17 protein-coding genes are annotated in these 19,177 nt (G+C 62.7%); 14 read left to right on the top strand and 3 right to left on the bottom strand.

Annotated features, from left to right (window positions below):
• Positions 1-4 precede the first annotated feature (4 nt).
• The 7 genes from PXH66_RS01210 to PXH66_RS01240 all read left to right on the top strand — a co-directional run bounded on the left by PXH66_RS01210 (position 5) and on the right by PXH66_RS01240 (position 4,962).
• Positions 5-631 (top strand): sigma-70 family RNA polymerase sigma factor, encoded by a 627-nt coding sequence (locus PXH66_RS01210; RefSeq protein ID WP_330929414.1) that lies wholly within the window; start codon positions 5-7, stop codon positions 629-631.
• Positions 628-1,482: a hypothetical protein gene (locus PXH66_RS01215; protein ID WP_330929415.1), complete on the top strand. Its 855-nt coding sequence runs from the start codon at positions 628-630 to the stop codon at positions 1,480-1,482. The genes PXH66_RS01210 and PXH66_RS01215 overlap by 4 nt, the downstream gene beginning before the upstream one ends.
• 120 nt (positions 1,483-1,602) lie before the next feature.
• On the top strand, positions 1,603-2,022 hold the full coding sequence (locus tag PXH66_RS01220; RefSeq protein ID WP_330929416.1) for a secondary thiamine-phosphate synthase enzyme YjbQ: 420 nt from the start codon (positions 1,603-1,605) through the stop codon (positions 2,020-2,022).
• Positions 2,023-2,144: 122 nt separating this feature from the next.
• Positions 2,145-2,747 (top strand): MarC family protein, encoded by a 603-nt coding sequence (locus PXH66_RS01225; protein WP_330929417.1) that lies wholly within the window; start codon positions 2,145-2,147, stop codon positions 2,745-2,747.
• 72 nt (positions 2,748-2,819) lie between these two features.
• On the top strand, positions 2,820-3,458 hold the full coding sequence (locus PXH66_RS01230) for a paraquat-inducible protein A (RefSeq protein ID WP_330929418.1): 639 nt from the start codon (positions 2,820-2,822) through the stop codon (positions 3,456-3,458).
• Positions 3,455-3,985 carry a paraquat-inducible protein A gene (locus PXH66_RS01235; RefSeq protein WP_330929419.1) on the top strand — a complete coding sequence of 177 codons (531 nt, stop codon included), beginning with the start codon at positions 3,455-3,457 and terminating at the stop codon, positions 3,983-3,985. The genes PXH66_RS01230 and PXH66_RS01235 overlap by 4 nt, the downstream gene beginning before the upstream one ends.
• Before the next feature lie 35 nt (positions 3,986-4,020).
• Positions 4,021-4,962, top strand: a complete 942-nt coding sequence (locus PXH66_RS01240; protein WP_330929420.1) for a PqiB family protein — start codon at positions 4,021-4,023, stop codon at positions 4,960-4,962.
• Between the two features lie 10 nt (positions 4,963-4,972).
• Here the strand turns inward: PXH66_RS01240 and PXH66_RS01245 are convergent, their stop codons facing one another.
• Positions 4,973-6,613: a fumarate hydratase gene (locus PXH66_RS01245; protein WP_330929421.1), complete on the bottom strand. Its 1,641-nt coding sequence runs from the start codon at positions 6,611-6,613 to the stop codon at positions 4,973-4,975.
• 153 nt (positions 6,614-6,766) lie between these two features.
• Here PXH66_RS01245 and fumC point away from each other — a divergent pair, with 153 nt between their 5' ends.
• Complete coding sequence (gene fumC, locus PXH66_RS01250; protein ID WP_330929422.1) at positions 6,767-8,182, top strand: class II fumarate hydratase; 1,416 nt, start codon at positions 6,767-6,769, stop codon at positions 8,180-8,182.
• Positions 8,183-8,285: 103 nt separating this feature from the next.
• Here the strand turns inward: fumC and PXH66_RS01255 are convergent, their stop codons facing one another.
• Entirely contained in the window at positions 8,286-9,275 is a 990-nt protein-coding gene (locus tag PXH66_RS01255; protein ID WP_330929423.1) for a KpsF/GutQ family sugar-phosphate isomerase, read from the bottom strand.
• 72 nt (positions 9,276-9,347) lie between these two features.
• Here PXH66_RS01255 and PXH66_RS01260 point away from each other — a divergent pair, with 72 nt between their 5' ends.
• The 4 genes from PXH66_RS01260 to PXH66_RS01275 all read left to right on the top strand — a co-directional run bounded on the left by PXH66_RS01260 (position 9,348) and on the right by PXH66_RS01275 (position 13,423).
• Positions 9,348-10,154 (top strand): LysM peptidoglycan-binding domain-containing protein, encoded by an 807-nt coding sequence (locus PXH66_RS01260; RefSeq protein ID WP_330929424.1) that lies wholly within the window; start codon positions 9,348-9,350, stop codon positions 10,152-10,154.
• Positions 10,155-10,277: 123 nt separating this feature from the next.
• On the top strand, positions 10,278-11,672 hold the full coding sequence (gene hemN, locus PXH66_RS01265) for an oxygen-independent coproporphyrinogen III oxidase (RefSeq protein ID WP_330929425.1): 1,395 nt from the start codon (positions 10,278-10,280) through the stop codon (positions 11,670-11,672).
• 62 nt (positions 11,673-11,734) lie between these two features.
• Entirely contained in the window at positions 11,735-12,172 is a 438-nt protein-coding gene (sufU, locus tag PXH66_RS01270; RefSeq protein WP_330929426.1) for a Fe-S cluster assembly sulfur transfer protein SufU, read from the top strand.
• Between the two features lie 9 nt (positions 12,173-12,181).
• Positions 12,182-13,423 carry a cysteine desulfurase gene (locus PXH66_RS01275; protein ID WP_330929427.1) on the top strand — a complete coding sequence of 414 codons (1,242 nt, stop codon included), beginning with the start codon at positions 12,182-12,184 and terminating at the stop codon, positions 13,421-13,423.
• Positions 13,424-13,534: 111 nt separating this feature from the next.
• Here PXH66_RS01275 and PXH66_RS01280 read toward each other — a convergent pair whose 3' ends face one another.
• Positions 13,535-13,987, bottom strand: coding sequence for a thioredoxin family protein (locus PXH66_RS01280; protein ID WP_330929428.1), 453 nt, complete (start codon positions 13,985-13,987; stop codon positions 13,535-13,537).
• Between the two features lie 186 nt (positions 13,988-14,173).
• Between PXH66_RS01280 and nifJ the strand changes: the two genes are divergently transcribed.
• Together nifJ and PXH66_RS01290 are read left to right on the top strand one after the other, a co-directional pair.
• Entirely contained in the window at positions 14,174-17,767 is a 3,594-nt protein-coding gene (gene nifJ / locus PXH66_RS01285; protein ID WP_330929429.1) for a pyruvate:ferredoxin (flavodoxin) oxidoreductase, read from the top strand.
• Positions 17,764-18,756, top strand: coding sequence for a dihydroorotate dehydrogenase-like protein (locus PXH66_RS01290; protein ID WP_330929430.1), 993 nt, complete (start codon positions 17,764-17,766; stop codon positions 18,754-18,756). Before nifJ ends, PXH66_RS01290 begins: the two co-directional genes overlap by 4 nt.
• The last annotated feature ends 421 nt before the right edge of the window (positions 18,757-19,177 follow it).

The raw sequence follows: 19,177 nt of genomic DNA on the forward strand, positions 1-19,177 counted from the left end.
CGCCATGTCGAAAGCCCTCGGCAAAACTCTGGTCAGCTCTTCCGAGCGCCGGCAAGAGGCGGATAGTGACTGGGAGATTGTCTTGCAGGTGCAAGCCGGGGAGGTGAGCGCATTTGACCAATTGGTGCTGCGCTACCGCGAACGCGTTTACGGAGTGATCTACAACATGACCTCCAATCGGGAGGACGCGGGCGATCTCACCCAAGACGCGTTCATCAAGGCGTTTCAGTCGATTAACCGATTCCAGGGGCAGTCTTCGTTTTTCACGTGGCTCTATCGGATCGCGGTCAATTCGACCCTCAGCCACCTGCGAAAAGCGAAATTACGCACCTTTTTCAGCTTCGAGAAGATTACCGAAGACGACAAGACCACGGAACTTCTTGCCCAACTGACGGATAAGGATGGGGCCGATAAAGAGGTCTACGTCCGGGAACTTCAGGAAAAATTGAACGAGGCGATGCAAAAACTGTCTATCAAGCATCGCACCGTGGTGACCTTATTTGAAATAGATGGACTCAGCCATGAGCAGATCGCCGAAGTGGTGGGCTGCTCGGTGGGAACCGTGCGTTCGCGACTTCACTACGCGAAACAGCTCCTCCAGTCCGAATTACAGTCCTACATGCGCGCATGATGCCGGAAAAGAAAGCCCCCCAAAAAGTAACTCTCGACGACCTGTTTGCCATCAAGCGAGCGGAGCGTCCTTCCCAGGACTATTGGAACGAGTTCCAGCAGGAATTTCACATTCGCCAACGGGCCGCGGCCGTGGAGCCGAAGCGGTGGTGGTTCGTCCTGCCTCGGGTTTTTGCCGGGTTCTCTCGTTACCAGATGCCCATGGGCGCGGCCGCCGTGCTCGCCGTCACTTTTCTTTCTTTCAGCGAATATCGCGAGCCCGGCTTTGAGGTCGCCTACACCACCACCTCTTCGGTGGCCAAATCACTCTCGCCTGTGGAAGAGCCGGCAGATGTCGTCGCCGCTGCCGTGACGGTGGAAGAAACCGCTGAAAACGCCGTTTCTACCGCGGATGTTCCGGCCGTAGTGAAACCATCGCTCGCCGCCGCGCAAACGCCTGCCCGGTCCGACCCGGTTACGATTTCTCCCATGGTGGTTTGGGCGGGCGTCGCCGCCGGTGAATCGGCCAAGAACGCCGCCGTGCCGTCTCCATCCCAACGGTCCATTGCCGCGAATTTGGCCGCCATCGAGGCCGAGCAGCCGCAGATGATCAATTTGCTCAACCAACCGCGACTCGGCCTGACGGCCAGTGCGCCGCGGACCGACCCGCTCAGTGAAGTCAGTGGTCCCAATGCATCGCGCGACCGGCTTTTCGCTTACCAAGCGAATGCGTCCGAGTTCGCCAGCAACGATGAGGACGCTTCCGGCCGCGATGTCGAAACGCTGATCGCTCGTCGCCTCAGCGATGACCTCCTCTACGATTCGATTCGTCGGGTTACCGCCGGGGGCGATCGTCTTACGCTGAAGTTCTGATTCAGCGGCTGTGCCGCCCCTCCTTTCCTGCCCCGTCCGTTCGCGGTCGGGGTTTTTTGTGCACCCACCGCGGCCAAACAGGATTGGCCGCGGCGAGGATGGCCCACTTAGTTTCCCCGCATGGCCCTTTTACAGGAAACGCTTACCGTGACCGCGCCTCGCGCCGGCACGCTCGAAATCACCCGTGAAGTGGCCGCGGTGGTGGCGCGCAGCGGCGTGCGCATCGGCACGGTCAACGTCTTTTGCCAACATACCAGCTGCAGTCTCGTTATCATGGAAAACGCCGATCCGTCCGCGCGCCGGGATCTGGAACGTTGGTTGGATCGGCTGGTGCCCGACGATGATCCCGACTTCGTGCACACGCTGGAAGGGCCGGACGACATGCCCAGTCACATCAAAATGGCGCTCACGCGCACCAGTGAGACCGTGCCCATCGCCGCCGGCAGTATGTTGCTCGGCACGTGGCAGGGCCTCTTCCTGTGGGAACACCGCCGCGCCTCGCATCGCCGCCGCATCATCGTGACGGTGCACGGCGAATGAGCGCTCGTTGGGCCGCAGTCGTGCGTCGGTCGTTCGGGGTTAATAAATCAATGCTGTTTGATTGGGTTGGGCGGGTTTGCACTGGGCTTGGCTAATGGAAACGAGCGGCTAGCTTCGTGGGCATGACCTTATTCTCCGCTGCAGCTACGTTGCTGCTCATTCTCGATCCGTTCGGGAATATCGTGATCTTCAACGCCATCTTGGAGCGCGTGCCCAAGGAGCGTCGCCGTCGCGTGTTGTTGCGCGAAGTGCTCATCGCTTACGGCATCCTGATGACGTTCCTGTTGGTCGGGGCGAAGCTGCTCGCGTTTCTCGGTCTGCAACAATCGTCGCTCAGTTTGGCGGGTGGCATTTTGCTTTTCCTGATCGCGATCGGCATGGTGTTTCCCAATCGCGGGGTCCAGTTCGGCGGCGCGGAGGATGAGGAACCTTTCATCGTGCCATTGGCGACGCCGATGATCGCGGGGCCGAGCGGCATTGCCTTCCTGTTGCTGTTGTCGAGCAAGGAACCGGGGCGTCTGCCGGAGTGGATTTTTGCCGTGACGGCGGCCTGTGGAATCTCCGCCGCGATTTTGATCATGGGTGATCGCATCGGCCGCATCCTCGGTGCACGCGGCATGCGCGCGGCGGAGAAGCTCATGGGCATGCTGCTGATCCTGGTCGCCGTGCAGATGATCACGGATGGGGTGAGCCTGTATTGGAACAGTCTCCAGGCGGCGGGTTGAGCGTTCATTTTCGGGATCCGGAAACCGGTTGATGAGATCGGGGTCCATGGGCGTGAGGTTTGCCTCATCACCATGGATTCCAGCTCGTCCCCGTCCTCTGTCTACACGTGTGCGCTTTGCGGCCAATCGCACCAGGCGGTGCGCGTGTCCCGGTGGCAGACGGCGTCCTGTCGACGTTGCGAGACGCCGTTGGCGCGAGGCGCCCGGTGGGGCCGGCAGGCGGGAACCGCGTTCACGCTGACGGGCATCATCCTGTGGGTGCCGGCGTTTTGCCTGCCGTTTATGACCGTGAGCAAGTTCGGGCAATCGCAGGTGGAGTTGGCGGGAAGCGGGGCCTTGGCGCTGTGGGATCACGGCATGCCACTGCTTTCGGTATGGACGTTTTGGTGCGTCTGGTTGGCGCCCAGTTTGATGCTGTTGGCGGGGGCCGCGATTGTGCTGCCGCGTCATCAGGGCATATCGCCGCCGGCGCTGCGCTGGCTGCGGGTGACGATCGGGGTGATGCGACGTTGGAGCATGCCCGAGGTCTATGTGTTGGCCGTGTTGGTGGCGTTGATCCGGCTGGGGGCGGTGGTCGACGTGAATTTGGGCGCCGGATTTTGGAGTTACGCCGCGATGTCGTTGGCCATCCTGCTGGCCTGGCGATCGTTTGAGTTTGAACCGACTGAGTTGGCCCGAACGGAGTCCGCTCATCCTCCCGAGACCTTATGAGTGCCCGGACCAATCACGCGGACCAATCAGCGCCCAAGTCGACGCGAGCCCTGGCCTTTGGCTTGGCGGCGCTCTTCATGCTGGTGCCGGCCAATATGCTGCCGGTGTTGTCGAGTAAACTTCCCGGCGAGGTGCGCACCGATACGATTTATTCGGGCACCGTGCACCTCGTTCAGACCGGCCTGTGGCCGATCGCTCTGATCGTATTTGTGGCGAGCATCATGGTGCCGTTTCTCAAATTGGGCGGGTTGTTATGGTTGCTGTGGGCGGTCCGTCGCGGCACGCGCCATCCCGTGAGAATGACCAAGGTTTTTCGACTCATCGATGAGATCGGGCGGTGGTCGATGCTCGATGTTTTCCTCGTGGCATTTCTGGCCGGGGCGGTGGAGTTCGGAGGTCTGGCCTCCGTCGAGCCCCGACTCGGCATCCTCGCGTTCGCGGCGGCGGTCGTGCTGACGATGCTCGCGACGCACGCCTTTAACCCGCGACTCCTGTGGGAGCGGCCGGATTCCGCGCGCTCCGCCTGACCCATACTTCTCACCAACTATCATCCGTCACTCCCATGAGCAGCTCCCAATCCAAACCCATTATTTCTCGTTTCCGCGGTCTGCCCCTCGTGTGGATCGTGCCGTTGCTGGCCTTGGTCATCAGTGGATGGATGGTCATCGGAGAACTCGCTCAACGCGGACCCGAAGTGACCGTGACGTTCTCCGATGCAGCCGGGGTGGAGGTGGGACGCACCAAGCTCGAACACAAGGGCGTGACCGTGGGCGAAGTGAGTGCGGTGGAAATCACCGACGATCTGCAGCACGTGCTCATCAAGGTGCGATTGGATCGGCGGGCGAGCGCGCTCGCGGCCGAGGGATCACAGTTTTGGATTGTTCACCCCAAGATCGGATTCTCCGGTGTCAGCGGATTGGATACGCTCGTGAGTGGGGTGCGGCTGAACGTGCGTCCCGGCGACGGGCCGACGGCGCACACCTTTGAAGGCTTGGACCAGGCACCGCCCCCGAAGGCCGAGCAGGCGGGGCGTGCGTTTGAATTGGAGAGCACTGCTCTCGGTGCGATCACGCCCGGGGCACCCATTTACTATCGTGAAATCAAAGTGGGTCAGGTGGAAACCAGTTGGCTGTCGAAGGACGCGACCCGGGTGTTGGCGAGGATCCGGATCGAATCGGCCTATGTCGACTTGGTGCGGACCAATTCAGTTTTCTGGAACGCGGGTGGGCTATCGATGAAAGTGGGCTTGCTGGGCGCCGAGCTGAAGAGCTCGTCCGTTGAATCGCTGTTCAGCGGCGGCGTGGCGTTTGCCACCCCCGAGCCCAAGGCAGGCGCGTCGTTGGCCGCGGTCGCTCCGGCGGGGCATCGTTTCAAGTTGGCGGATGAAGCCGAGGACGCGTGGAAGGAATGGTCGCCGGTGATCCCGATCACCTCGCCCCAGGCTTCGCCGGATTCAAACCCCGACTCACCGTTGGAGCAGATGATGTCGGGGGGCGAAGGTTAGGCGGGACGATTTACTTGCCCGGCACGCAGGCGGCGCAGCCGTTGACGAAGAAGTCGTTGCCCTTGTCGTCGACGAGGATGAAGGCCGGGAAGTTTTCCACTTCGATCTTCCACACCGCTTCCATGCCGAGCTCGGGATACTCCAGCACGTCGACTTTGCGGATGCTCTCCTTGGCCAGGATGGCGGCGGGGCCACCGATGGAGCCGAGGTAGAAGCCGCCGTGCTTTTGACAAGCCTGGGTGACGGCGTTGGAGCGGTTGCCTTTGGCGAGCATGATCATGGAGCCGCCATTGGCCTGGAACAGGTCGACATAGCTGTCCATGCGACCGGCGGTCGTCGGACCAAAACTGCCGGACGCGTAACCGACGGGTGTCTTGGCGGGACCGGCGTAGTAAACCGGATGTTGTTTGAGATAGTCGGGCAGCCCCTGGCCGGCATCGATGCGCTCTTTCAACTTCGCGTGGGCGATGTCGCGGGCGACGATCAGCGGACCGTTCAATAGCACGCGGGTGGTGACCGGATGTTTCGAGAGCTCCGCCAGGATGTCCGGCATGGGCTGATTCAAATCGATGTGCACCACGTTGTCCTGTTTGATGGTGCGCATGGATTCGGGGATGAGGCGGCCGGGGTTGTTTTCCATCTGTTCCAACCAGATGCCGTCGCGGTTGATCTTGGCCTTGATGTTGCGGTCGGCACTGCAGGAAACGCCGATGCCAACCGGACACGAAGCGCCGTGGCGCGGCAGTCGCACGATTCGCACATCGAGCGCGAAATACTTGCCGCCGAACTGCGCGCCGATGCCGGTGCTTTGTGCGAGTTTGAGCACCTTGGCTTCCAACTCGATGTCGCGAAACGCCTGCCCGTGGTCGTTGCCGCTGGTGGGCAACGCATCGAGGTATTTGGTCGAGGCGAGCTTGACGGTCTTGAGACACGTTTCGGCGCTGGTGCCGCCGATCACGAACGTGAGGTGATAAGGCGGGCAGGCGGCGGTGCCGAGCGACTTCATTTTCTCGACCACGAAGGCTTCGAGGCTCTTCGGATTGAGCAGGGCGCGGGTCTGTTGATACAGGAAGGTTTTGTTGGCCGAGCCGCCGCCTTTGGCCACGAAGAGGAATTTGTATTCGTCGCCCTCGGTGGCGTAGAGGTCGATCTGCGCGGGCAGGTTGGTGCCGGTGTTTTTCTCCTCAAACATGGAGAGCGGGGCGGATTGCGAGTAGCGTAGGTTCTCCTTGGTGTAGCAGTCGTAGACGCCGCGCGAGAGCCACTCGGCATCGTTGGCTCCGGTCCACACGCGCTGACCTTTTTTGCCCATGATGATGGCGGTGCCGGTATCCTGACAGAACGGGAGGATGCCTTCGGCAGCAATCTCGGCGTTTTTCAAGAGCGTAGTGGCGACGTAGCGGTCGTTGTCCGAAGCCTCCGGGTCGTCGAGGATGGCGGCGACTTGTTCCAGGTGCTTGGGTCGCAGCGTGAAGGAACAGTCGTGAAATGCCTGTCCCGCCAGAAATGCCAGCGCCTCCGGGGCGACTTTGAGCATGGTCTGCCCCTCGAACTCCGTGGTGGAGATGCCTTCCTGGGACAGGAGGCGGTATTGAGTCTCATCCTTCCCGAGCGGGAAGGGGTCTTGGTAGACGAAGGGAGGCGTAGGCATGACGGAACAAGTTAAGCGGATGGCGAAGACGACGGAGACCAAAATCTTTGCGATGCGCATTGTTTGGCAACGAATGCGCGGTCGATGTCGCTGCCTTTGGCATGTTTTGCTCCGCAGCCTTGCTCAACCCCATTTCTGCATCTCCTTCCGAGTATGAAGGAACGCCTTGAAAAAGACACCATGGGTGAGGTCGCCGTGTCGGCCGACCGTTACTGGGGAGCCCAGACCCAGCGCTCGATACAGAACTTCCCCATTGGTCCGGCGGGGTCGATGCCGATCGAGGTCATTCGCGCTTTCGGATTTCTGAAAAAGGCGGCGGCGTTGGCCAATGTGGACCACGGGGTGTTGCCTCGCGAAAAATCAACCCTCATCGCCGCCGTGTGCGATGAAATCATCGCCGGTAAACTCGATGATCATTTCCCATTGGTCGTCTGGCAAACGGGCTCGGGCACGCAGTCCAACATGAACTGCAACGAGGTGATCGCGAACCGCGCCCACGTGATGCGCGGGGGTGAACTTGGAGTGGGGGAGCGCTTCATTCACCCCAACGATGACGTCAATAAATCGCAGTCGTCGAACGACACGTTTCCCACCGCGATGCACATCGCGGCCTACCACGCTCTGGTGGGGCGGACGATTCCCGCCGTCACGAAACTCAAGGAGACCCTGGCCGAGAAATCCGCCGCCATGGCGGACATCGTGAAAATCGGGCGCACGCACTGGATGGACGCCACCCCGCTGACGCTGGGCCAGGAGTTTTCCGGCTACGTGGCCCAACTCGAAACCAGTCTCGCTGCGCTTGCCCGCACGTTGCCGTCGCTCGCCGAACTCGCTCTCGGCGGCACCGCTGTCGGCACGGGCCTGAATGCGCCGCGCGGTTACGACATGACCGTGGCCGAACACATCGCCGACCTTACGGGTTATCCCTTCGTGACCGCGCCCAACAAATTTGCCGCGCTGGCCGCGCACGACGGTCTGGTCGAAGCTCACGGGGCGCTCAAGCGTCTCGCCGTCGCACTCACCAAAATCGCCAACGATCTTCGCCTCCTCGGCTCGGGACCGCGGTGCGGCATTGGCGAGATCAATCTGCCCGCCAACGAACCCGGCTCGTCGATCATGCCCGGCAAAGTCAACCCGACCCAAGTCGAGGCACTCACCATGGTCTGTGCCCGGGTCATGGGCAACGACACCACCCTCACCTTCGCCGGAGCCAGCGGCCAGTTTGAGCTCAACGTCTACAAGCCCGTGATGATCGATGCGTTCCTGCAGTCGGCCCACTTGCTGGCCGACGCCTGTCTCGCGTTCAACGACCATTGCGCCGTCGGACTCGAGCCCAACCGCCCCCGGATCGCCGCGCATCTGCAGAACTCCCTCATGCTCGTCACCGCGCTCAATCCGCACCTCGGTTACGAAAAGGCGGCACAGGTCGCGAAGAAAGCGCATGCGGAAGATTCGACGCTCAAGGAAGCGGCGGTCGCACTCGGATTTCTGACGACAGAGCAGTTCGATGCGTGGGTCGACCCCGCCGAGATGACCGGACCGCTGGCCGCGAAATCGTCCGCAGATTGACGTAGAGCGCCCGCTCACGGGCGCTCTTCGCGTGCCGCTCACCGCCTGGGAGCGCGAGCAAGCTCGCGGCCTACGATGGAGGGAACTCTCTCTACACCAATTACTAGACGATTTTCAGCTTGGGCAGGTCCTGACCGTCGACCAGACCGACGGGTTTTCCCTGAGCGTCCACCACGATCAGGTCGTCGATTCTGTGCGCTTCGAACAACCGAAGCGCATCCACGCCGAGCGCGTCATCGCGCACCGTTTTGGGCCCTTTGGTCATGAACGTTTTAACGGGCTGCTGCAGAAAATTAGGACCGGTCAGCGCGCTGCGGCGGAAGTCGCCGTCGGTTAAAATCCCCGTAAGTTTGCCCGTTTTCGTGGCCACCAGCGCGATACTGCCGCTCTTGGCCTTGGTCATGAGCAGGATCGCGTCCTGCGTGGAAACCGTGTCGGGCGCGATCGGCAACCGGTTGCCTTGGCGCATGATATCCGCGACGCGCAGCAGGAGGATGCGGCCGAGGTTGCCTGCCGGATGGTATTTGGCGAAGTCGTCCCGGGTGACGCCGCGGGCCTCCAGCAGCACCATCGCGAGCGCATCGCCGAGGGCGAGGGCGGCTGTGGTGCTGGCGGTCGGGGCGAGCTCCAGCGGGCAGGCTTCGCGGGGCACGACGTAGAGCAGTTTCAGATCGGCTTCGCGCGCGAGGTCCGACTTGGGATGAGACGTGCAAGCCACGACGGTCACACCGAACCGGCGCAGCAACGGCAGGAGTCGCAACACTTCTTCGGATTGGCCACTGTTGCTGAAAAGGATGGCCACGTCGCCCTTGGTGCACAGGCCGAGATCGCCGTGGAGAGCCTGAGTCGCATCCAGGAAACAAGTCGGCAGGCCGGTGCTGTTGAACGTGCCGACGAGCTTTTGGGCGATGTGCGCGGACTTGCCCACGCCGGAACAGATGAGTTTCCCCCCGCGGTCGGCGACGGCGTCGAGGGCTTGGGCGACGGCGACGAACGACTTGTCCAAAGCCACCGCCGTGGCGGCGAGGGCGTCTTGTTCGATGGCCAGACAAGCGCGGGCGCGTTTGAGGGCGGATTTGGGTGCGATGGCCATTTAGGGTTTGTGTCCGGGAACGGGTTGCCAGACTTAGAAGCAACCTTGGGCCGTTCAAATCCTTTTCCCTCAATGATGCGATCGTCGTCGCGATTTTTAGCACCTTGCCTGCTCGGTTTCGTGCTGCTGACCGGTTGTAACCGGCTGCCGGACAGCGAGCCGGTGGCGGAGACCTCCGAGCCGGCTTACGTCGAAGGCAAACGACTCCTCCGGCAGGGCAATGAACAAGGGGCGTTGGCCTCGTTCACCCGCGTGATCGGAACCCGGGCCGACGGAGCGCCCGAGTCCCATTTGGAGGTGGGATTGCTCTACCAGCTCGAGATCAAAGACCCGATCATCGCGATCTATCATTTTCGCCGTTATCTGGAGCTCAAACCCAACTCCGCCCAAGCGGATCTGGTGCGCCAGCGCATCGACGCCGCCACCCGGGAGTTTGCCCGCACCCTCCCGGCGCAGCCCCTCGAAAATCAGGCCCGCCGCAATGACATGCTCGATGTGGTGCAACGCCTGCAAAGCGAGAACACCCGCTTGAAGGACGAGATCGCGACGCTCCGCTCCAATACCGGCAGCGTCAGTGTGCCCGTGCGCCCGCGCACCTCGGGCATGGCCATCACCTCCGCACCCGAACCGACGCCCACCACCGCGGCGAACCCGACCCCCGGTCGCACGGTCACCGCGCCCACCCGGCCCGACGAAGCCCCCGCCGCCCGCCCGGCCGGGCAGCGTGTGCACACCGTGGTCAAGGGCGACACGCTCTACAGTTTGGCGCGTCACTATTACAGCAATTCGACCCGCGCCAAAGACATCTACGCGGCCAATCGCGGCGTGATGAAATCGCAAAACGATCTGCAGATCGGGATGCAGTTGGTCATCCCGTAGGTCCGGGACGGCAGGCCGGTTTGTCGGCTGCATAATTGCCAAAAACCGCAGCGCTCCGGCCAACCGGCGCGCAGTGTCGCTCCGACTGATCTGCGACAGTTATGGTTCAGCCGCTGCTGTCCCATGGTTAAGTCGCTCATCACCTCTTACTTCGATACGGATCTGGACCTGATCCGGAAATACGCCACGTCGGGTCCCCGCTATACGTCCTATCCGCCGGCCAATCGTTTTCATGATCGACTGCTCGAGGTCGACGTTCCGGCCGCCATGGCCGCCGACAACACCGACCCGGATCGTCCGTTGTCGCTCTACTGCCACCTGCCATTCTGCGAGTCGCTCTGTTGGTATTGCGGGTGCGCGACGATTATCACACGCAACAAAGAATGGGCGCGGAAGTATCTCAGGCTGCTCGAACGCGAGATCACGTGGGTTGCTCGTCAGATCAACCCGGGCCGAAGGGTGAATCAGCTGCACTTTGGTGGTGGCACGCCGACGTTTTTTCCGCCGGAATCCCTGCGCCGCCTGGGGGAAGTATTGCGGCGCGAATTCAAGTTCGCGGAGGACGCCGAGATCAGCATCGAAATCGACCCGCGCACGCTGACGGCCGAGCATGTCGGTGCCCTGGTCGACATGGGGGTCAATCGCGCGTCGTTGGGCGTGCAGGACACCAACCCGGTGGTGCAGGAAGCCATTCACCGGGTGCAGCCCCATACGCTCAACGAGCAGGCGGTCGCGTGGCTTCGCGTGGGCGGCATCCATGCGATCAGCCTCGATCTCATTTACGGTTTGCCCCGTCAAACTGTCGCCTCGGTCCAGCAGACGGTTGACGACGTGCTTGCGCTGTCGCCCCAGCGGTTGTCGGTTTTCAGCTATGCGCACGTGCCGTGGGTGCGCCCGGCCCAACGCATTTTCGACCAACGCGGCGAGCTGCCCGACCTCGAAGCCAAGCTCGCCATGTTCCAGGCCATCACGGCCAAACTCACGGCGGCAGGCTACATCGACATCGGGCTCGACCATTTTGCGCGACCCGACGACGAACTCTGTGTCGCTCTGCAGCGCGGCGATTTGCACCGCAATTTCCAAGGTTACAGCACGCGGGCCGGGGCGTCACTGCACGGCTTCGGCATTTCCTCGATTTCCCAGACCACCGACGTCTATTTCCAGAATCACAAATCGCTCGATGCTTACGAAACCGATTTGAACGCCGGTCGCTGGCCTCTCGCCCGTGGCTATCGACTCCGGGACGAAGAAAAGCGGCGCCGACGGCTGATCATGGGAATCATGTGCCACCGCGAACTGAATTTCGGGGAACTGAGTGCGGAATTTGGCTTCGATGTGCGATTGGCTTACCGCACCGAGCTCAAGTCCCTCGCGGCGATGGAACGCGATGGAGTGGTGGCGATCGACGGTCAACGGCTGGTCGTATTGCCCCGTGGGATTCCGATGTTGCGGGTGGTCGCGATGGCCTTTGACCGTAGCCCGGCCGTGACTGGTCCGGTGCATGCGTCGACGATCTGAGCGGGCACGGATCGCGTTGGGGGGTTGCCAAATGGCCGGAGTGCGTGAGATTAGCCGCTCACATGTCCGACCTTACCGACCTCTATCAAGCGGTCATCCTCGACCACAACAAGCGTCCCCGCAACCGGGGCAAGATGCCGACCGCCACCCGTTGGGCCACCGGCGATAATCCCACGTGCGGTGACAACTGCACCGTCTACCTGCGCATGGACGGGGACAAAATCGGCGAGGTGAGCTTCGAAGGTTCGGGCTGCGCCATCTCGCAGGCCAGTGCGTCGCTCATGACCACGGAACTCGTGGGTAAAACCGCGGCCGAGGCCGAGGCCATTTTTGCCGACTTCAAGGACGTCGTGACCACCGGCCGCGAGCCCGAGGAGTTCACCGAGGTCGCCGCCTTCGCCGGGGTGCACGCGTTTCCCGCCCGCATCAAGTGCGCCACGCTGGCGTGGCACGCCGCCATCGAAGCGGTCCATAAGCCCAACCAACCGGTCGGCGAATAACTTCCCGCGATGACGCACGATTTCTCCAATCTCCGGATCGATTTTCCGGTCCTCGATCAACACGTCGGCGGTCGCCCGCTTGTCTACCTCGACAACGCGGCGACCACGCAAAAACCGCGCTCGGTCATCGATGCCGTCGCCCGGTTTTACGAGCGCGACAACAGCAACGTGCACCGCGGGCTCCATGCGCTCTCGATGCGCGCGACCGATGGTTACGAAGCGGCCCGCGCCCGCACCGCCCAATTCATCAACGCGGCCGATCCCGCCGAGATCGTCTTCACCCGCGGCACGACCGAATCAGTCAATCTCATCGCTCAAAGCTGGGGCACCGCCAACCTGAAGCCTGGCGACGTCGTGCTTTGCACCGAGATGGAGCATCACTCCAATCTCGTGCCGTGGCAGCAGATCACCGCGCGCACCGGCGCGACCCTGCGCTACGTGCCCATCGCGGGTGCCGATGCCGAAGGCGGGCTCGATCTCTCCGCCATCGACGAGTTGCTCACCCCCGAGGTGAAGCTCTTCGCGTTCACCCACATTTCCAACACGCTCGGCGTGACCAACCCGGTCCATGAACTCTGCGCCAAAGCTCGCGCCGTCGGGGCCGTCACGGTCATCGACGCCGCGCAATCCGCCGGCCACGAGCTGGTCGACGTGCAGGCGCTCGATTGCGATTTTCTCGTTTTCTCCGGTCACAAGATGGCGGGACCGACCGGTATCGGCGTGCTCTACGGCCGTCGCGCCTTGCTCGATGCCATGCCACCGTGGCAGGGCGGCGGCGGTATGATTGCCAACGTCGAATACGCCGCCAGCACGTGGAAACCCTCGCCGGAGCGTTTCGAAGCCGGCACGCCCAATGTCGCCGATGCGATCGGGCTGCACGCCGCCATGGATTATCTGGACGCCATCGGTCGGCCCGCGCTGGCCCAACACGAGTGCGAACTCGCGGGTTACGCCTGCGAGGAATTGAGCAAACTTCCGGGCATCCGCATCCTCGGTCCGCGTCCCGGTCAACCACGCGCCGGCATGGTGAGTTTTGCCTTCGAAGGCGTGCACGCGCACGACGTCGTGACGTTTGCCGATCAGGACGGTGTGGCGCTACGCGGTGGTCATCACTGCAATCAACCGCTCATGCGCAAACTCGGTCTGCCCAGCACGACGCGCGCGAGTTTTTACCTCTACAACACGCCCGCCGACGTAGAGGCGCTCGTCACCTCGCTGCGCAAGATCCTCGATTTCTTCGGCGTCGAGTAACGAGATCGTTTACAACGGAATGGCGCGAAGTCGCCGTGGACCGCCTCAGCGCGAGCGCGGTCGCGGCCTACCAAAAATTGCGACGAGCTTCCGCTTTGCCCGCTCCGAGGCTCAGCGTGGTTTGGTGAGCTCGGCGATGTAGGCCATGGGGCCCATGCCTTCGCGGTAGCCGATCACGCGGGCGACTTCTTCGCCTTCGGCGTTCAGCCAGATGAGGGTGGGGAAGCCGCGGATGTTAAAGTCATTCTTGATCGCGATCAATTTGCCCAAGGCCGGGTTGGCGGCGACCTTGGCGGGGGCGCGTTCGTTGCGCTCCGGGTAATCCAGCCGCACCAAAATCTTGTCAGCCGCCCAAGCGGTGAATTCGGCGGATTTGTATACTTCCTGGTTCAACACCTTCCATGGATCGCTCCACGCCGTGCCGGTAAAATCGACGAGCACGGATTTGCCTTCCGCTTTGGCTTGGGCTTGCGCGGCGGCCAGGTCGGATTTCCACCCGGAACCGGGGGCGGCCCACAACGAGCCCGCTAGACCGAGGAGGAGGAGAACGCGCAGGATTTTCACGCTCGGAGGCTAGCGTATTTTCCGCGCTTTGCAAACCTGCGCCGCAGACGCCGCCAGGGACTCTTGACCGGGTTGCGCCAAGATATGCACCGGTAGCGGCAACCGCTGCGGAGCCGATAAGACCGTTTTCTGCGATCATGACCCCACGCTGAATCGGAATTGTCCGAGTTCAGCGGTCTTGGACAAATGATTGCGACCCCCGCCTCTCCTCAACTGGTTACCTGCGACGCCAACGAGGCGGTGTCGTCGGTGGCTTATCGCCTTAATGAAGTGATCGCGATCTATCCGATCACTCCCTCCACCCCGATGGGAGAACAGTGCGATGAATGGGCCGCCGCCCAGCGGCCCAACCTTTGGGGAGAGGTGCCGCGGGTGGTGGAAATGCAGTCCGAGGGCGGTGTCGCCGGCGCCGTGCACGGCAGCCTGCTGGGCGGTTCGTTGACGACGACTTTCACCGCTTCGCAAGGGCTCCTGCTCATGTTGCCCAACCTTTACAAGATCGCGGGCGAACTTAACCCGATCACGATTCACGTCAGCGCGCGCGCCTTGGCGGCACAGGGCCTGTCGATTTTCGGCGATCACAGCGATGTGATGGCATGCCGGGCGACGGGGTGCGCGTTGCTGGCGTCCAATTCCGTGCAGGAAGCCCAGGACCTGGGCCTCATCGCGCACGCGGCGACCTTGAAATCCCGCGTGCCGTTCCTGCATTTCTTCGACGGCTTTCGCACGTCGCACGAGGTGTCCAAAATCGAGGCGCTGTCCGACGATCACCTGCGGGCCATGATCGACGAGGCGGACATCGAGTCTTTCCGCGCCCGGGCGCTCACCCCGGACCGTCCCACGATTCGGGGCACCGCCCAGAACCCCGACGTGTATTTCCAAGGCCGCGAAGCGAGCAACGCCCACTACGCGGCGCTGCCCGGTATCGTGCAGGCCGCGATGGACCGCTTTGCGGAGCTGACCGGGCGGCAGTATCATCTTTACGACTACCATGGTCACCCCAAGGCGGAGCGGGTGGTGGTGGCCATGGGCTCGGGCGTGGAGACCTTGTCCGAGACGGTCGATACCCTCGTCGCCGCCGGTGAAAAGGTCGGTGTGCTGGCGGTGCGGCTGTTTCAACCGTTCGAGGCCACCGCGCTGCTCGCGGCGCTGCCGTCGACGGTGACTTCCATTGCGGTCCTCGATCGCACCAAGGAGCCGGGCTCCATCGGTGAGCCCCTGTATATCAGCATGCTCACGGCCCTGGCCGAGCACCGCGAGGTGCTCCCCGCCATGCCCCGGGTGTGGGGCGGGCGCTATGGACTCGGTTCCAAGGAATTTACTCCGGGCATGGCCCGGGCGGTGCTGGACCACCTCACGGAGGCGGCACCGCGCAACCACTTCACCGTCGGTATCCAAGATGATGTTACTCATACCTCGCTCAAGTATGACGAGGACTACGACATTGAAACCGACGCGGTGAGGCGCTGCGTGTTCGTCGGCCTCGGGGCCGACGGCACGGTAGGTGCCAACAAGAATTCGATCAAAATCATCGGCGATGGCACCGATCACTACGCGCAGGGTTATTTCGTCTACGATTCCAAGAAATCGGGCTCGGTGACGGTGTCCCATTTGCGGTTCGGCCCCAAACCGATTCGGGCGCCGTATTTGATCCAATCGGCCGATTTCGTGGCGTGCAGCCAGTGGCATTTTGTGGGCCGAGTCCCGGTGCTCAAGTTTGCCGGCCCCGCAGCCACCGTGCTGTTGAATTCACCGCAACGTCCCGAGGCGGTATGGTCTGCGTTGCCGCGGGAATGGCAGGAGGAACTGATTTCGAAGCGGCTCAACTTGTTCGTGGTTGATGCCACTTCGGTGGCGCGGGAAGCAGGGATGGGGCGGCGAACCAATACGGTTCTCCAAACCTGCTTCTTTGCGCTCGCCGGAGTTTTACCACGGGAGGAAGCGATCGTGGCGATCAAGCAGGCGGTGAAAAAAACCTACGGCCGCAAGGGCGATGCCGTGGTGCAGATGAACTACGACGCCATCGATGCCGCGCTCGCGGGCATGGCCCAGGTGCCGATCCCCGCCGCGATCGATGACGACGCGGAGCCGAGCACGCCGCCGAATTATGCGGGCGCGCCTGACTTTGTGCAGCGCATCACCGCGACCATGCTGGCGGGCGAGGGCGATCGCCTGCCGGTCAGCGCCATTCCCGTCGATGGCGCCTGGATGACCGGCACGACCAAGTATGAAAAACGCGGCATTGCACTCGAGCTGCCCCAGTGGGACGCCGATATCTGCATCCAGTGCAACAAGTGTGCGATGGTCTGTCCGCACGCCTGCATCCGCCCCAAATTCTTCGATCCCGCCGTCCTCGATGACGCCCCGGAGGGCTTCGAATCGCGTCCGCTCAAGATGCGCGACCGTCCAGGCCAACAGTATACGCTCCAGGTCGCGCCCGACGACTGCACCGGTTGCTCCCTGTGCGTTCAGGTGTGCCCGGCCAAGGATAAAACCAATCCCCGGCACAAGGCGCTCAACATGGTTCCGGCCGAGCCGGAGCCCGTGGCCGCCCGCGCCAACTGGGACTTTTTCCTGTCCATCCCCGACCCCGATCGCGCCGTGCTCAAACCCGAGGTCAAGGACACCCAGTTCAAGCGTCCCTTGTTCGAGTTCTCCGGCGCGTGCACGGGTTGCGGCGAGACCCCTTACCTCAAACTGCTCACGCAACTGCTCGGCGATCGACTCGTCATCGCCAACGCCACCGGTTGTTCCTCCATCTACGGCGGCAATCTGCCCACCACGCCCTATTGCTCCGATACTGAAGGACGGGGCCCGGCGTGGGCCAATTCCCTCTTTGAGGACAACGCGGAGTTTGGACTCGGTCTACGGCTCGCGTGCGACCGTCACGAGAAGGCGGCACGCGACCTGGTCAACCGACTCGCTCCCCAAATCGGCCACCAACTCGTGGCCGAGCTCCTCAGCGCGGAGCAGGTGACCGAAGCCCAGGTCGCCGGTCAACGCGAACGGGTGGCCCGTCTGGTCTCCCGCCTGCGTCAGGCCGACGACCCCGCCGCGGCTCGCCTGCTCGGCATCGCTGATCACCTTGTTTCCAAATCCGTCTGGATCGTCGGCGGCGACGGCTGGGCCTACGATATCGGCTACGGCGGTCTCGATCACGTGCTCGCTTCCGGCGCCAACGTGAAGGTCCTCGTGCTCGATACCGAGGTGTATTCCAATACCGGCGGTCAGGCCTCCAAGGCCACCCCCACCGGCGCCGTGGCCAAGTTCGCCGCGGGCGGAAAATCCGTCGCGAAAAAAGACCTCGCGCTCATGGCCGTGCAATACGGCCACATCTACGTCGCCCGGGTGGCCTTTGGGGCCAAGGACAGCCAAACCCTCAACGCGCTGCGCGAGGCCGAGGAGTTCCCCGGTCCCGCCCTCGTCATCGCCTACAGTCACTGCATCGCCCACGGCTTCCCGCTGCACCTCGGTTTGGAGCAGCAAAAACTGGCCGTCGAAACCGGCTACTGGCCGCTGTTCCGCTACGATCCGCGGCGGGCCGCGCACGGGGAAGCGCCCATGAAACTGGATTCGCCCGCCCCCAAGGATGGGCTCGACCGCTTCATGGCCAACGAAACCCGGTTTGGCGTGCTCAAGCGCATCAACCCCACTCGTGCCGAACAGCTCGCCGACGACGCCAAGCAACAGATCGATCAACGCTACACGCTCTACGAACGGCTGGCCCACGCCCCCGCCACGGAGCCGGCTGCAACGTCCAACCCCTCCTCGTCATCATGAACCTGCAAACGAAATACCTCGGGCTCACGCTCAAGAACCCCTTCGTGGTCGGCGCGTCCCCCTTTTGCGACAACCTCACCGCCTGCCGCGAGTTGGAAGACGCCGGGGCTGCGGCCATCGTGATGCACTCGTTCTTCGAGGAACAGATCGAAGCCGAAAACCGCGCCCTCGTGCACCATCTCGACACCGGCACCGACAGTTACTCCGAGGCGAGCTCGTTCTTCCCCAGTTACGAGGATTATCACCTCGGCCCGAATCAATATCTCCGGCAACTCACGCGCCTGCGCAGTCTGGTCGACATCCCCGTCATCGCCTCGCTCAACGGCTGCCACCTCGGCAACTGGGTCGGCTATGCCCAACAAATGGAGGACGCCGGCGCCGCGGCGATCGAACTCAACCTCTACCAACTGCCCACCGACGCCACCGTCCCCGCCGACGAAGTCGAAGCCGCCATGATCGAAATCGTGCGCACGGTCACCACGGCGGTGCGCATCCCCGTCGCCGTCAAAATCTCGCCGTTTCACACCTCCTTACCCCAATTTGCCGCCACCCTGGTCGCCAGCGGCGCGGCGGGGCTCGTGCTCTTCAACCGGTTTTACCAACCCGATATCGACATTCGGGAGCTGGAAGTGATTCCCCAACTCAAGCTGTCCGATTCGTCGGAGCTGCTCCTTCGCCTCCGCTGGTTGTCGATCCTGTCCCCGGAGCTCGGGGCCGACCTCGCTTGCAGCGGCGGCGTGCACTCGGCCGAAGACGCCATCAAAGCCCTGCTCGCCGGAGCTCAGGTCGTTCAAGTCGTATCCGCGCTTCTGCGACACGGGCCTAATCACCTTCGCGTGCTGCGCACCGGCCTCGTGCAGTGGATGGACGAGATGGAATACGACCGCGTCGACCGCCTCCGCGGGGCCATGAACCTCAGCCGTTGTCCCGACCCCGCCGCCCACGAACGCGCCAATTACCTCAAAATCCTCCAAAGCTGGCGCGTGTAACGCGAGGAAAGGGGGGAGGTAAATTAACCCCAAGAATCGAAAACGCAGAATTCGCCAGGCAGCATGCTGGCTCACCGGTGTGGTCCAGCGGTAAGTCTGGCGATTCTGCCCCACCGCGTAAACGAAGGCGCGCTCGGCAACCCGGAAACCCCAGGTAGGGCGGTTTCGCCGAAACCGCCGATTTCACTAGGTGGCCATTCCACCGCCACCTCGTGAAGCAGAGCGCCGCTCCACCGGCGCGGTCTGATCGCGTCCCACGCAGCTCCACGCCTCCGCGTTAAAAACTCGAAGTCACCGAACCGTGGATACGAAGGCGCGCTCGGCGAGCCCGCCCTACCAGAAACCCCAGGTAGGGCGGTTTCGCCGAAACCGCCGATTTCACTAGGTGGCCATTCCACCGCCACCTCGCGAAGCAAAGCGC

The organism is Synoicihabitans lomoniglobus (assembly GCF_029023725.1).
Lineage (GTDB): Bacteria > Verrucomicrobiota > Verrucomicrobiia > Opitutales > Opitutaceae > Actomonas > Actomonas lomonigloba.

Coding starts and splice junctions, on each gene's coding strand:
- PXH66_RS01210 (WP_330929414.1), top strand. CDS start 5: ATGTCGAAAGCCCTCGGCAAAACTCTGGTCAGCTCTTCCGAGCGCCGG.
- PXH66_RS01215 (WP_330929415.1), top strand. CDS start 628: ATGATGCCGGAAAAGAAAGCCCCCCAAAAAGTAACTCTCGACGACCTG.
- PXH66_RS01220 (WP_330929416.1), top strand. CDS start 1,603: ATGGCCCTTTTACAGGAAACGCTTACCGTGACCGCGCCTCGCGCCGGC.
- PXH66_RS01225 (WP_330929417.1), top strand. CDS start 2,145: ATGACCTTATTCTCCGCTGCAGCTACGTTGCTGCTCATTCTCGATCCG.
- PXH66_RS01230 (WP_330929418.1), top strand. CDS start 2,820: ATGGATTCCAGCTCGTCCCCGTCCTCTGTCTACACGTGTGCGCTTTGC.
- PXH66_RS01235 (WP_330929419.1), top strand. CDS start 3,455: ATGAGTGCCCGGACCAATCACGCGGACCAATCAGCGCCCAAGTCGACG.
- PXH66_RS01240 (WP_330929420.1), top strand. CDS start 4,021: ATGAGCAGCTCCCAATCCAAACCCATTATTTCTCGTTTCCGCGGTCTG.
- PXH66_RS01245 (WP_330929421.1), bottom strand. CDS start 6,613: ATGCCTACGCCTCCCTTCGTCTACCAAGACCCCTTCCCGCTCGGGAAG.
- fumC (WP_330929422.1), top strand. CDS start 6,767: ATGAAGGAACGCCTTGAAAAAGACACCATGGGTGAGGTCGCCGTGTCG.
- PXH66_RS01255 (WP_330929423.1), bottom strand. CDS start 9,275: ATGGCCATCGCACCCAAATCCGCCCTCAAACGCGCCCGCGCTTGTCTG.
- PXH66_RS01260 (WP_330929424.1), top strand. CDS start 9,348: ATGATGCGATCGTCGTCGCGATTTTTAGCACCTTGCCTGCTCGGTTTC.
- hemN (WP_330929425.1), top strand. CDS start 10,278: ATGGTTAAGTCGCTCATCACCTCTTACTTCGATACGGATCTGGACCTG.
- sufU (WP_330929426.1), top strand. CDS start 11,735: ATGTCCGACCTTACCGACCTCTATCAAGCGGTCATCCTCGACCACAAC.
- PXH66_RS01275 (WP_330929427.1), top strand. CDS start 12,182: ATGACGCACGATTTCTCCAATCTCCGGATCGATTTTCCGGTCCTCGAT.
- nifJ (WP_330929429.1), top strand. CDS start 14,174: ATGATTGCGACCCCCGCCTCTCCTCAACTGGTTACCTGCGACGCCAAC.
- PXH66_RS01290 (WP_330929430.1), top strand. CDS start 17,764: ATGAACCTGCAAACGAAATACCTCGGGCTCACGCTCAAGAACCCCTTC.